The organism is Bacillus sp. G1(2015b) (assembly GCF_001482475.1).
In the GTDB taxonomy this organism is placed as follows: Bacteria; Bacillota; Bacilli; order Bacillales; family Bacillaceae; genus Bacillus; species Bacillus safensis.
Map to the genome: position 1 here is coordinate 59,253 of NZ_LKIC01000031.1, position 13,922 is coordinate 73,174.

At 43.1% G+C, this 13,922-nt stretch carries 13 protein-coding genes and 1 other annotated feature; of the genes, 9 read left to right on the forward strand and 4 right to left on the reverse strand.

All coding sequences use genetic code 11. From position 1 onward, the window contains the following. Positions 1-3 precede the first annotated feature (3 nt). The 7 genes from AMR95_RS17670 (at position 4) to AMR95_RS19045 (ending at position 6,621) form a co-directional block, all read left to right on the forward strand. Positions 4-1,146 (forward strand): cysteine desulfurase family protein, encoded by a 1,143-nt coding sequence (locus AMR95_RS17670; protein ID WP_058839004.1) that lies wholly within the window; start codon positions 4-6, stop codon positions 1,144-1,146. Positions 1,147-1,240: 94 nt separating this feature from the next. Then, positions 1,241-2,359 (forward strand): tRNA 2-thiouridine(34) synthase MnmA, encoded by a 1,119-nt coding sequence (gene mnmA, locus AMR95_RS17675; protein ID WP_039180282.1) that lies wholly within the window; start codon positions 1,241-1,243, stop codon positions 2,357-2,359. A gap of 60 nt (positions 2,360-2,419) precedes the next feature. Continuing rightward, complete coding sequence (locus AMR95_RS17680; RefSeq protein WP_025092425.1) at positions 2,420-3,073, forward strand: tetratricopeptide repeat protein; 654 nt, start codon at positions 2,420-2,422, stop codon at positions 3,071-3,073. A 19-nt stretch (positions 3,074-3,092) separates the two neighbouring features. Beyond that, a complete protein-coding gene (recD2, locus tag AMR95_RS17685; RefSeq protein WP_024423121.1) occupies positions 3,093-5,477 on the forward strand; it encodes an SF1B family DNA helicase RecD2 in 2,385 nt (794 codons plus the stop codon). 268 nt (positions 5,478-5,745) lie between these two features. After that, positions 5,746-6,264: a hypothetical protein gene (locus AMR95_RS17690; protein WP_058839005.1), complete on the forward strand. Its 519-nt coding sequence runs from the start codon at positions 5,746-5,748 to the stop codon at positions 6,262-6,264. Positions 6,265-6,277: 13 nt separating this feature from the next. Then, on the forward strand, positions 6,278-6,469 hold the full coding sequence (locus AMR95_RS17695) for a hypothetical protein (protein WP_003216308.1): 192 nt from the start codon (positions 6,278-6,280) through the stop codon (positions 6,467-6,469). Between the two features lie 20 nt (positions 6,470-6,489). Then, positions 6,490-6,621 (forward strand): YrzQ family protein, encoded by a 132-nt coding sequence (locus AMR95_RS19045; RefSeq protein WP_064497881.1) that lies wholly within the window; start codon positions 6,490-6,492, stop codon positions 6,619-6,621. A gap of 84 nt (positions 6,622-6,705) precedes the next feature. Here AMR95_RS19045 and AMR95_RS17700 read toward each other — a convergent pair whose 3' ends face one another. From AMR95_RS17700 to AMR95_RS17715, 4 genes are all read right to left on the reverse strand, one after another. Further along, positions 6,706-7,356 (reverse strand): amino acid ABC transporter permease, encoded by a 651-nt coding sequence (locus AMR95_RS17700; RefSeq protein ID WP_024427867.1) that lies wholly within the window; start codon positions 7,354-7,356, stop codon positions 6,706-6,708. Positions 7,357-7,371: 15 nt separating this feature from the next. Next, on the reverse strand, positions 7,372-8,025 hold the full coding sequence (locus AMR95_RS17705; protein WP_039180271.1) for an amino acid ABC transporter permease: 654 nt from the start codon (positions 8,023-8,025) through the stop codon (positions 7,372-7,374). Positions 8,026-8,102: 77 nt separating this feature from the next. After that, entirely contained in the window at positions 8,103-8,912 is an 810-nt protein-coding gene (locus AMR95_RS17710) for a transporter substrate-binding domain-containing protein (RefSeq protein ID WP_058839006.1), read from the reverse strand. A gap of 13 nt (positions 8,913-8,925) precedes the next feature. Next, entirely contained in the window at positions 8,926-9,654 is a 729-nt protein-coding gene (locus AMR95_RS17715) for an amino acid ABC transporter ATP-binding protein (protein ID WP_024423116.1), read from the reverse strand. A gap of 230 nt (positions 9,655-9,884) precedes the next feature. Between AMR95_RS17715 and AMR95_RS17720 the strand changes: the two genes are divergently transcribed. Further along, positions 9,885-10,949, forward strand: a complete 1,065-nt coding sequence (locus AMR95_RS17720; RefSeq protein WP_058839007.1) for an AI-2E family transporter — start codon at positions 9,885-9,887, stop codon at positions 10,947-10,949. Between the two features lie 44 nt (positions 10,950-10,993). After that, positions 10,994-11,201 (forward strand) — a binding site (T-box leader). Positions 11,202-11,281: 80 nt separating this feature from the next. Then, entirely contained in the window at positions 11,282-13,918 is a 2,637-nt protein-coding gene (alaS, locus tag AMR95_RS17725; protein WP_058839008.1) for an alanine--tRNA ligase, read from the forward strand. The last annotated feature ends 4 nt before the right edge of the window (positions 13,919-13,922 follow it).

The following is a 13,922-nucleotide window of genomic DNA, read 5'->3' on the forward strand; positions in this document are numbered from 1 at the left end:
GAAATGGAACGAATCTATTTAGATCATGCAGCCACAACGCCGATGGATCAGCGTATTGTGGACAAGATGATGCCGTACTTTACAGAGATATTTGGCAATCCCTCTAGTATTCATTCATATGGGCGCGAGGCAAGAAAGTGGCTCGATGAAGCAAGAGAAGTCATTGCAAGAGAATTACACTGTAAACCACAGGAGATCATCCTCACAAGCGGTGGAACTGAGGCGGACAACCTGGCGATCACAGGTGTTGCCATGGCAAGACAGCATGAAGGAAAACATATCATCACAGTGAAAACAGAGCATCATGCGGTGCTGCATACATGTGAACGCCTAGAGAAGCTAGGATTTGAAGTGACGTATTTAGATGTGGACGAAACGGGATTGATTCATCTTGATCAATTAAAACAAGCATTGAGAGATGATACGATTCTTGTGACCGTCATGTACGGCAATAATGAAACAGGTGTGATTCAGCCAATCAAAGCCATTGGCGAACTTCTGCGTGATCACACTGCTCATTTTCATACAGACGCAGTGCAGGCGTTTGGCACAGTGCCTATTGATGCAGCAGATCTCCATATTGATCTTTTATCTGCTTCTGGCCATAAGCTGAACGGTCCGATGGGAACAGGCTTTTTATATGTAAACGAAGGCGTGAAACTTTCTCCGCAAATATTCGGAGGGGAACAAGAAAGAAAGCGCCGTGCTGGCACTGAAAATGTGGCAGGAATTGTTGGGCTTGCAGAAGCTGTTCAATTAACGAAGCAAAATAGAAGAGAAAAAGCGATGCATTATGGTAAGCTCAAAGAAACTATGCTGCAAGTATTCGAAGAGGAATCTCTTAATTTCTCTATCAATGGACATCCGAAAGAGACATTGCCGCACATTTTAAATGTTCATTTCCCTGGCGTCTCCATTGAATCGCTGCTTGTGAATTTAGATATGGAAGGAATTGCTGTTTCAAGCGGATCGGCATGTACGGCTGGATCTGTCCTTCCTTCGCACGTGTTAAGCGCCATGTATGGCGAAGAAGCAAAAGAGCTGACATCCTCAGTCAGAATAAGCTTCGGTCTTGGGAATGAAGAGGATCATGTGAAGCAGGCGGCACGTAAGATAGCAGCTGTTGTCAAACGCCTAGCCAAATAAATGCTTCCTTTTGTTCGTGTGTGAAAAATGAAACAGCGAAGCACCTGAAGAACGAAACGCGTATGTTGTTTCATTGAAATTGGAGTTGATGAAGATGACAAAAAGACCAGAAGATACAAGAGTTGTGGTCGGTATGTCCGGAGGAGTCGATTCATCAGTTGCCGCTCTTATGCTAAAGGAGCAAGGCTATGATGTCATCGGCATATTTATGAAAAACTGGGATGACACTGATGAAAATGGTGTTTGCACAGCAACGGAAGACTATGAGGATGTCATCCGCGTGTGTAACCAAATTGGAATCCCATATTATGCAGTAAATTTCGAGAAGCAATATTGGGACAAAGTGTTTCAATATTTCCTTGATGAATATAAAGCGGGCAGAACGCCAAACCCAGATGTCATGTGTAACAAAGAAATTAAGTTCAAGGCATTCCTTGAACATGCATTGTCACTTGGTGCGGATTATTTGGCAACAGGACACTATGCCCGTGTTGATAGAACTGGTGATGAAGTCAAAATGCTGCGAGGTCTTGATGCAAACAAAGACCAAACGTATTTCTTAAATCAGCTGACACAGGAACAACTTGATAAAGTCATGTTCCCAATCGGTGATTTAGAGAAAAAAAGGGTTCGTGAATTGGCAAAAGAAGCAGAGCTCGCAACAGCAACGAAAAAAGATTCAACAGGTATCTGCTTTATTGGAGAAAGAAACTTTAAAACATTCCTCAGTCAATATTTGCCTGCACAGCCTGGTGTGATGCAGACAATGGACGGAGAAGTAAAAGGGGAACACGATGGACTGATGTATTACACGATCGGTCAGCGCCAAGGACTTGGCATTGGCGGCAGTGGTGATCCTTGGTTTGTCGTTGGGAAAGACTTGGAGAAAAACATCTTGTTTGTTGAACAAGGCTTCCACAATCCACTTTTATACTCTGAAAGCATTTCAGCTGTTAATATCAGCTGGACTCGTCCTCATATTGTCGGGGAAAACGGTGAATTAACGTGCACAGCAAAATTCAGATACCGTCAAGAAGATCACCATGTGAAGGTCAAAATGACAGGTGAGCAAGAAGCGATGGTTATTTTTGATGAGCCTGTTCGTGCTGTTACTCCGGGACAAGCGGTTGTTTTTTATGATGGTGACGAATGTCTTGGCGGCGGTACAATTGACGATGTCTTCAAAGATGGTCAAAAGCTGTCGTATGTGTAGCATGTTTTCAAAACCTCAACGTCGCTGTTGAGGTTTTTTAATGAAAGGATGAGAGGGCGAATGAATCATAACGAAATCGGCATAGAAGCCTTGAATCAAGGGAATATCGAAAAAGCAGCTGAAGCTTTTACAAAAGCGATCGAAGAAAGCCCGAAGGATCCGGTTCCATATATTAACTTTGCGAACTTACTTTCAAGTATCAATGAATTTGAACGTGCTTTAAACTTTTTTCAAAAAGCAATTGAACTTGATCACACTGCTGCCGCAGCCTATTACGGGGCAGGAAATGTGTATACATTAAAAGAAGACTTTATGAAAGCGAAAGATTATTTTGAACAAGCACTAAAAGCGGGCATGGAAAATAGTGATTTGTTTTATATGCTTGGGCAGACGCTCATCAAATTAGAGCAGCCAAAGCTTGCGATGCCGTATCTTCAGCGTGCCGTTGAACTAAACGAAGAAGATAATGAAGCTAGATTCCAATTTGGCATGTGCTTAGCCAATGAACACATGCTGGAAGAAGCGGTGACAACTTTTACTGAAGTCATCACGCGTGATCCGCAGCATGCAGACGCCTTTTATAATTTAGGGGTTGCGTATGCGTACTTAGAGAAAAAAGACGAAGCGCTTGAGATGCTGGGTAAAGCCATTGACGTGCAGCCTGACCATATGCTTGCACTACATGCGCAAAAGCTGATTCAAGAAGCAGAATAGATGGAAGGAGGGAAGACCTGTGCAGGAACATCCAGATCAAATGAAGCTTGAGGACGAACCGTTTTTAAAGGGGACCATTCAAGCCGTTATTTTCCATAATGAAAGTAATTTATACTCGGTGTTAAAGGTGAAAGTCATTGAAACATCGGAAAACTTAGAGGAAAAAACAGCATCTGTCACAGGCTACTTCCCCGCACTTCATGAGGAGGAAACCTACACCTTTTATGGCAAAGTCACAAGCCATCCGAAATTTGGTGAACAGTTTCAGGCCACTCATTTTCAAAAGGAAGTACCGACAACGAAGCAAGGAATCATACATTATCTCTCAAGTGATTTATTTGAGGGGATAGGAAAAAAGACGGCGGAAGAAATTGTGGGACAGCTTGGCAATCAGACGCTTCATAAAATTATGCGTGACCCAGCTGTTTTGTACGATGTACCGCGCTTATCCAAAAAGAAGGCGGATAAGCTAGCCGCAGCGCTTCAGGAACATCAAGGACTGGAACAAATCATGATCAGCCTGAATCAATATGGCTTTGGTCCGCAGCTCAGCATGAAGATTTACCAAGTGTACGAGAGTGAAACGTTGCAAAAGATTGAGGAAAATCCGTATCAGCTTGTTAAGGATGTTGAGGGGATCGGATTTATTAAGGCGGATGAGCTCGGCGCTAGAACAGGCATCTCAGGTAATGATCCAGAGCGGATTCGCGCAGCCTTGCTATATACAGTGGAGACAGCTAGTCTACAGGACGGTCATACGTACATACAAACAAAAGATTTGATCGTCGAAACCCGCAAGCTGCTCAACCAAACAGGCAATGATTACAAAGTGACTGAAATGGATGTTGCCAATCAGATCATTGCACTTGGCGAAGGAAAAGAAATGATCATTGAAGATGACCGCTGCTATCATCCATCCTTATTTTATGCGGAGCAAAGTGTTGCCAAACGCATTCAAAAAATCGTCTCCCAAACAGAATACGCGGATCAATTTCCTGAATCAGAATTCCTGCTTGCACTTGGTGAGCTGGAGGAGCGGTTAGGCGTCCAGTATGCACCGACTCAAAAGGAAGCGATTCAAAAGGCACTCATGTCCCCGATGCTGCTTTTAACAGGTGGACCTGGTACAGGGAAGACGACGGTCATTAAAGGAATTGTTGAGCTTTACAGTGATCTTCACGGTGTATCTCTTGATCCGAGTGATTATAAAAAGGATGAATCCTTCCCATTTGTACTTGCGGCACCAACTGGCCGGGCGGCTAAACGGATGACAGAATCAACAGGGCTTCCAGCTGTCACCATTCACCGGCTGCTAGGCTGGAACGGATCGGAGGGCTTCTCGCATGATGAAGAACAGCCGATTGAAGGAAAGCTTGTCATCATTGATGAATCAAGTATGCTTGATATTTGGCTGGCGAATCATTTGTTTAAAGCCATTCCTGATCATATCCAAGTGATTATGGTAGGGGATGAACATCAGCTTCCGTCTGTAGGACCCGGTCAAGTTTTAAGGGATTTGCTTGCCTCAAAAGCTGTGCCGGCTGTTACTCTGACAGATATTTACCGGCAGGCAGACGGCTCAACTATTGTTGAACTTGCCCATGATATGAAAAATGGTGTGCTGCCAAAGGATATTACTGCACGCTCAAAGGATCGGTCCTTCATTCAATGTTCAGCTGATCAAATGAAAGAAGTCATTGAGAAAGTCGTCAGCAATGCTGCTCAAAAAGGGTTTTCGGCAAAGGACATTCAAGTACTCGCACCAATGTATAAAGGAAAAGCAGGCATCAATGAGCTCAACAAAATGCTGCAGCACATTTTGAATCCTAAAAAACCAAAAGGCAGAGAAATCCCGTTTGGTGATGTGGTGTACCGAACAGGTGATAAGGTGCTTCAGCTTGTGAATCAGCCGGAGAACAATATTTTTAACGGCGATATCGGCGAAATTGTCTCGATTTTTTATGCAAAAGAAAATACAGAAAAAGAAGACATGGCCGTGATCTCCTTTGATGGAAATGAAATCACCTTTACGAAAAAGGATTTTCATCAATTTACTCATGCCTATTGCTGCTCCATCCACAAATCACAAGGCAGTGAATTCCCCATTGTTGTGCTGCCAGTTGTGAGGAGCTATTACCGAATGCTTCGGCGTAATTTGCTGTACACAGCGATTACACGAAGTAAAAAGTTTTTAATACTGTGCGGCGAGGAATCAGCGCTGGAGTGGGGCGTGAAAAACAATGAGGATTCCCTCAGACAAACGTCCTTAACGATGCGGCTTGTGCAAACCGAACAAATTATGGATGCAGAACTTGAAGCGCTCCAAAAAGAGCTTCCGTTTAGCGTACATGACGCAAATATTGGCATGGAGGGAATCACTCCGTTTGATTTTATGCATGAGTAGAAGGCTTCCATACGGAAGCCTTAGCGTGTAGACAAACCCTTGCATTCGTTATCGATCCTGCGCTCCGGTGCTCACGAATGTCAAATTCGCTCCGCTCCGATGCTCGTCTTTCCTAGACTGCAAAGGTTTTCTATCGCGCTGAAAAGAAGACAAAGGGCTAAAATCAAGATCATTTTAGCCCTTTGTCAACAATCTGAGGCTTCCATACGGAAGCCTTTTAGCGTGGAAAGAACTTCTTCCATTCCGTTCATGGAAGCCATTTCTTCGTATGAGTCATGAAGCAAACGCACACGATAAGACTGTTCCGCAAAAGGTGGTTGAGCACATTTTGAGAACATGCCGAGAACTTGAAGGAATGACGATCTATTCAGATGAGCTGTCCCAATCGCTTGGTTCCATAAAAGATATTTGCTTTTTAGCCGGAGGCAGCTGCGGAGGATATGTGTTAGAGGGGAAAAAGAAAGACTGTGCACTCATTCCATTCTCTGGATTTGATCAGCTGACAGACAAAGGTTTATATGTGAGCTGCCAGGAGGGAGTAGGCATGGATTCCTCTGCTCCATTCTTGTTATTTTCGAAATTAAAAAAGAAAATGATGCAGTCGCCTGATGGTGAAAATTTAGGCATTTTGGAAGATGTATACTTCTGTACAAATTCGGGCACAATCGTAGCATATGAACTCTCGAACGGCTTCTTTACAGAGCTATCAGGGATTCGGAAACAGCTGCAGGCTGCCGGAACCTTGATGAACGTTCAAAAGGAAGCACTGGTTCTAAACCGAACGTAAAGAGGTGCTGATTATGCTCATTTGCCCAAATTGCAAATGTAAAGACATCGGAAAAATTGGGGTCAATCAATATTATTGCTGGGGCTGTTTTATTGAATTGACGCTGTCAAAAGGCAAAATATCGACACACCAAGTGGAGGAAGACGGGACACTAAGCAGCTTAGATGATCTGTTTAGTGACGATGAACGTTCAATTCAACTATAAGTGTTAAGGGGGAATTTCGAATGGGCAAAATGACTTCTTCACTATTAACGCTTGGTGCAGGTGCACTTGCATATCACTTTGCAAGCCGATATGATATGCCATCAAAGCGGGATATGAAAAAGCTAAAAAAACGTGTTATGAGAATGATGTAAACACAAAAGGGCTAAAATGATCTTCATTTTAGCCCTTTGTTTTTTTTCAGACCAGGACGCAGTGTTTGTCTATAAGCTGAGGTGTTACGCTTGCCTGTATTCTAATCGTCTTGCAAGAATGGATAAGCTGAAATTGACGACAAAATACATCATAGCCGCCAATAGGAAAATCGGCAGTAAATAGGATTGGCTTTGACCGTTTAATATTTGTGCGTGATGTAATAATTCTGGAAGCGCAATGACGACGGCAAGCGACGTATCTTTTAAAAGAGATATGAATTGACTGACAATTGGCGGCACCATTCTGCGCAGTGCCTGCGGCATAATAATCATTTTCAATGTTTGAATATAGGTTAAACCAGAAGACCTGGCTGCTTCGATCTGGCCCTTATCAATTGATTTAAGGCCGCTTCGAATAATTTCTGACAGCATCGCGGATTCAAACACAGTTAAAGCCGCAATGGCAGAGGCTGTAATGCTTAGCTTGATGCCGATTTCAGGCAATGCAAAATACGTGAAAAAGATGATCAGTAAAAGTGGCAGATTCCGAATAGTTTCTACAACAACCGCAAGCACTTTTGATAAAACCGGGATTTGAGCGAACCGCAATGTGCCGACGACTAATCCAATGATAAAGCTCAAAATGATGGAGATAAAAGCCACTTTTAAGGTGACAGCAAATCCTTCAAGTAAAAAGGCGAGATGATCAGGCTGGTAGGCACCTATAAAATCCAAGATATTTCCTCCTCTCTAGTGGCTTCTTGCTAATCTTCTTTCTAAATAACCAACGCCTAGACTAAGCGGAATGGTTAATAGCAGATAGAACATGGCAACAAAGATGTAGACATCAAACGTCACAAATGTTCTAGATGCAATAAGGTCACCTTGATACATGAGATCAAACCCTGCAATGACACCTAAAATCGAGGAGTTTTTGACAAGGTTAATAAATTGATTCCCAAGAGGGGGAATGACGATTTTAATCGCCTGAGGCAAAATGATATACCGCATCGTCCCGCCATATGACAGACCTGAAGCACGGGCTGCTTCCATTTGTCCAAGCGGTACAGCTTGTATCCCTGCACGAATGGCTTCAGCAATAAAGGCAGACGTATAAATGGCAAGAGCAATCGTCCCAGCAGTAAACCCATCTGCTACAATACCTAGCACGGGTAAACCAAAGAAGAAAACAAAGGTGATCAATAATAACGGAATATTCCGAATAAATTCCACATAAGCCGTTCCGAACCAGTTGAGCGGCCTAAATGGCGCAATTCTCATAATGGCAATGAGTGTACCGATCAAAAAGCTTCCAATCAGAGCAATGACACTTGCACCAATGGTATATTTAAAGCCTTCTAAATAAAGATGAAAATTTTCAGTGAGAATGGAAAACCGCAGCAATCAGTTCACTTCCTTCCTGATCAACAGGGGAGCCATTGAGCGGCTCACCTGAGGCATTGATGTTAACCAATCAAATGTTATTCTTTGATCCATTTTTTAAGAATTTTGTCATACTCACCATTGTCTTTTAACGTTTTTAAGGCTTTATTGATCGCATCAGTTAATTCTTGATCCCCTTTTTTCACAGCAATGCCATAAGGCTCATCTGTAAAGGTGCCGCCGACCACTTCATAATTTGAATCTTCATCTGCCATACCAAATAAGATCGCATTATCAGTTGTCAGCACTTGCCCTTGATTTGATTTTAATGCTGTAAAAGCCTCTTGATAGTTCTCAAATTCTAATACGGATACTTCAGGTGCTTTCTCACGGATATTTTGAGAAGAAGTAGATCCTTTCACGGCCAGCACCTTCGTTCCTTTTTTAAGATCATCAATGGATTGAATGTCGCTTCCTTTTTTCACAAGCAGTGATTGTCCTGCTTCAAAGTAAACATCTGAGAAATTGACTTCTTTTTTACGCTCTTCTGTAATTGTCATGGTCGCAACAATCGCATGGATATCCCCTTTTTGAAGCAAAGGAATTCTTGTTTTAGATGTCACTTCCTTAAATTCTGCTTTTCCTTCATCGCCGAGTATTTCCTTTGTGATGGCTTTTGCAATATCAATATCAAATCCTTCAATATCCCCGCTGCTCGGATTTTTTAGACCGAATAGCCGTGTGTCATTTTTTACACCGAAAATGATTTTTTTGTCTTTCTTAATGGCTTCTAATGAGCTTCCTTGTTTTGCATCAGTTGAGCCTTTTTCTGTAGATCCACAAGCAGCTAAAGCGGCGATGCAGCAAGTCATAAAGAGCAGCATGCCAAAACGTTTCATTTTTTTCATTAAACCATTCCCCCTAGTGATTTAAAATACGGCTTAAAAATAATTGAGCACGTTTCTCTTGCGGTTTTTCATAAAATGCAGCCGGTGTTGATTCTTCAAGAATTCTGCCCTCATCAATAAAGACAATGCGGTCGGCCACTTCACGGGCAAAGCCCATCTCATGCGTGACAACAACCATGGTCATGCCTTCACGGGCCAGCTGCTTCATCACATCTAATACCTCGCCGATCATCTCTGGATCAAGTGCAGATGTCGGTTCGTCAAAAAGCATCACCTCTGGTTTCATCGCAAGCCCTCTTGCAATGGCAACGCGCTGCTGCTGTCCGCCTGAGAGTCGTGAAGGGTAGGTGTCTGCTTTTTCAGGAATGCCGACTTTATTTAAATAAAATTCAGCTGTTTCCTTTGCTTCTTCTTTGCTCACTTTTTTGACCTTCATCGGCGCAAGCATAATGTTTTCAAGCACCGTCTTATGCGGATAGAGGTGAAAATGCTGAAAGACCATTCCGATATTTTGCCTGACAAGATTGATGTTGGTCTTCGGATGCTGAACAGACACTTGGTTGACGAGAACTTTTCCCGCATCAATGCTTTCAAGACGATTGATACACCTGAGCATCGTGCTTTTACCAGATCCTGAAGGACCGATGATCACAACAACCTCCCCTTTTTGAATATGTAGGTTAATGTCCTTAAGTACATGGAACTGGCCATAATGCTTGTTGACTTCTTCGAATGTGATCATGAAGAACCTCCTCTTGTGTTTCATTGGCTAAAGCTAAAGTGGATTCTAGCACAACTTGTGTAAAAAGAAGTAAATGATGGAATATTTTCTGACGAGATTTTACAGCAAATAGTGACTTTGGATGGAGCTGTATGTTTCATGTGTATTCATTTTTAACAAAGTTAGGACAAATTTTATTTACGTGGATAATTGCAGAAGATGGTTAAACAATAAGAAAAGAGGTGAAAAAGGTGAAGAAACGTCCGATCCAATTTCTGATATATGCTGCAGGGATCTTGCTTGTCCTTGCATCCTTGCTCATTTTACTTCAGCTCGACGAGTTATGGATGCCTGTTTTTTTATTGCTGAAGGCGGTTCTCATTCCGCTTCTCATCGCCATTTTTATTTCTTATCTGCTTTATCCGATTGTGGAAAGACTGCATGCACGAGGGCTGCCGAGAACAGTCAGTCTCTTACTCATCTATGTCCTGTTTTTTGGCGGGATTGGGTTTGCGGTTTATAAAGGAGCGCCTGTGATGATCGCACAGTTAAATGAGCTGTCAGAACAAATTCCTGTCCTGGCCGAAACTTATAATGGTGCTTTATCACATATTCATCGTCATACGAGCCACTGGCCTGACGGACTTCACGACCGCTTGGACCGCTTCATTGTTCAATCGGAGACATATGCAGCCAATAGTGCTGAGCGGATGATTCTTAGTTGTAAGGTTTTATTTGATTACGCATTAGTCGCAGCACTCATTCCTTTTCTTGTTTTTTATATGGTGAAGGACATGAACACGATGAAGCGGGCGGCATGGTATTTAACGCCGCCATCATTTAGAAAGAGGGGAAAAGCTTTTGTCAAAGCAGTGGATGAATCGCTTGGTGATTATATTCGAGGGCAGCTGCTTGTCTGTTCTTTAATCGGGGGTGCAGCAGCCATTGTGCTCTGGCTTTTTCATATCCCGTATCCGCTTGTTCTTGGGATGCTGATAGGGGCAACGAACGTGATTCCTTATTTTGGACCGATTATTGGCGCAGTTCCTGCCATCTTTATTGCGTTTACCATCTCGGTGAAATCGGTCATCATTGTACTGATCACAGTAGCGGTGCTGCAATTTTTAGAGAGCAATGTCCTCAGCCCAATCATTGTAGGGCGGAGTCTTCATATGCATCCAGTCGTCATTATGCTTGTCTTGCTTGCAGGAGGGGAGCTGTTTGGCTTAATTGGGATGATTTTAGCCGTACCAGCAGCTGCAATTATCAGGGTGATCATTGTGCAATATATCCTGATGAGACGAAGCGTTCATTGACAAGACGAGCCGAGTTGTCTATAATAATTTCGATTCATACATATTGAAATTCAATGACGGACCCGAGTACGTTAAAAAGCTGTTGCAGAGAGAGGCTTTATTTGCTGAGAAAAGCCTTATCAGACCTTTAACGGAAGCTAGTCCCGAGTGCAGATAAACACTGCCGCTCTCTTCCGGCGTTATCGGATGTGAAGGTGATAGACGAATTTGTCTATAATCAGGGTGGTACCGCGAGAACATCTCGTCCCTGTGTAAGTCGTTTTGTGCTTGCATAGGGCGGGATGTTTTTTCGTTTGTGTGGAGATTGATGAATGATAAGGGAGGATTTTTGAATGAAAACTTTAACTTCAGCTCAAGTACGTCAAATGTTTTTAGACTTCTTTAAAGAAAAAGGACATGCTGTAGAACCGAGTGCGTCTCTTGTACCGCATGACGATCCGACACTTTTATGGATCAACAGTGGTGTGGCAACATTAAAAAAATACTTTGATGGCCGCGTCGTACCTGAAAATCCGCGTATTTGCAACGCGCAAAAATCGATTCGTACAAATGATATTGAAAATGTAGGGAAGACAGCACGCCATCATACGTTCTTTGAAATGCTTGGCAACTTCTCTATTGGTGACTATTTTAAAGAAGAGGCCATTGAATGGGCGTGGGAATTCCTCACAAGTGACGAGTGGATTGGCTTTGATCCGAATTTGTTATCTGTGACAGTCCACCCAGAGGACGAAGAAGCGTATATCCTTTGGAGAGATAAAATTGGTGTGCCTGAAGAACGTATTATCCGTCTGGAAGGCAACTTCTGGGATATTGGCGAGGGCCCAAGCGGACCGAATACAGAAATTTTCTATGACCGCGGTGAATCATACGGTCACGACATGAACGATCCAGAATTATATCCAGGCGGGGAAAACGAGCGTTATTTAGAAGTATGGAACCTTGTGTTCTCTGAATTCAACCATAATCCAGATGGGTCATATACACCACTGCCGAAGAAAAACATTGATACAGGGATGGGACTTGAACGAATGGTATCTGTCATTCAAAATGTGCCGACGAACTTCGATACAGACCTATTCATGCCAATTATTCGCGCAGTCGAAACGATCTCTGGAGAAAGCTATGGCGAAACAAAGGAAAAGGATACAGCATTCAAAGTGATTGCTGACCACATCCGGACAGTTGCCTTTGCTGTAAGTGACGGAGCGCTTCCTTCCAATGAAGGCCGCGGATATGTATTAAGACGTTTGCTGCGCCGCGCTGTGCGTTATGCAAAAACGATCCATATCCACCGTCCGTTTATGTATGATTTAGTGCCAGTTGTTGCTGAAATCATGAAGGATTTCTACCCAGATGTACAAGCAAAAGAAGAATTTATTGCGAAAGTCATCAAAAACGAAGAAGAACGTTTCCACGAAACACTGAACGAAGGGTTAGCCATTTTGTCAGAAGTGATCAAGAAAGAAAGAGACAAAGGCAGCTCACAAATTTCAGGTGAAGATGTATTTAAGCTGTATGATACGTATGGATTCCCTGTCGAGCTGACAGAAGAATACGCAGAAGATGAGAACATGACAGTTGATCGAGAAGGCTTCCAAGCGGAAATGGAGAAGCAGCGTGAACGAGCAAGAAATGCGAGACAAGATGTCGGCAGTATGCAGGTTCAAGGGGGCGCTCTAGGCGATATTAAAGTAGAAAGCACCTTCGTTGGCTATGAAAATCTAACAGCAGATGCGCATATCATTGAATTGCTTCAAAATGGTGAAATTGTCTCGGAAGCACATGAAGGAGACACGGTGCAAATCTTGTTAGATGAAACTCCATTCTATGCGGAAAGCGGCGGACAAGTAGCGGATAAAGGGACACTAAAAAGTGCACAAGCCATCATTGAGATCAAAGATGTGAAAAAAGCGCCAAACGGTCAGCATGTCCATGAAGGAGTCGTCGTAAGCGGTACGGCTCAAAAAGGTCTCGAAGTCACTGCAGAAGTGGAATCAGCTCTTCGAAAAGGCATTGTGAAAAACCATACAGCGACACACCTTCTACATCAGGCGCTAAAAGATGTATTAGGCAGTCACGTGAACCAAGCAGGGTCATTGGTGAATGAAAACAGACTTCGCTTTGATTTCTCTCACTTTGGACAAGTGACGAAAGAAGAATTGTCTCAAATTGAAAAAATTGTGAACGAAAAGATTTGGGAAGGCATTTCGGTTGCGATTGACCTGAAGCCAATTGCTGAAGCAAAAGAAATGGGCGCAATGGCGCTCTTTGGCGAGAAGTATGGCGATATTGTCCGTGTTGTCCAAGTCGGCGATTACAGCATCGAGCTATGTGGCGGCTGTCACGTTCAAAACACTGCGGAAATCGGTTTGTTTAAAATTGCGTCTGAGTCGGGTATTGGTGCTGGAACACGCCGTATTGAAGCTGTGACTGGTCAAGGTGCCTATGAAGAATTAAATGACCAGCTGGCGATTTTAGAGCAGGCAGCAAGTGAGCTGAAGTCAAATACGAAGGACGTACCAAAACGAATCGCTTCATTACAGGCGGATTTAAAAGAGGTTCAAAGAGAAAACGAATCACTTCTTGCGAAATTAAGCCAAGCAGAAGCAGGCTCTATTTTAGAGAAAGTGACTGAAATTGGCGGAGTGAACGTCTTAACACAAAAAGTAAACGCCAAAGACATGAATCATTTAAGAACAATGGTTGATGACTTGAAAGCTAAATTAGGATCAGCTGTCATCGTCCTGGGAGCCGTTCAAAACGGAAAAGTAAACATTTCAGCAGGAGTGACAAAAGACGTGATCGAAAAAGGTCTGCATGCAGGGAAGCTTGTGAAGCAGGCAGCTGAAATCTGCGGCGGAGGCGGAGGCGGACGTCCAGATATGGCACAAGCAGGCGGAAAACAACCAGAAAAACTTGAAGAAGCATTGGCATCTGTCGAAGAATCTGTCAAATCCGTTTTATAATCAG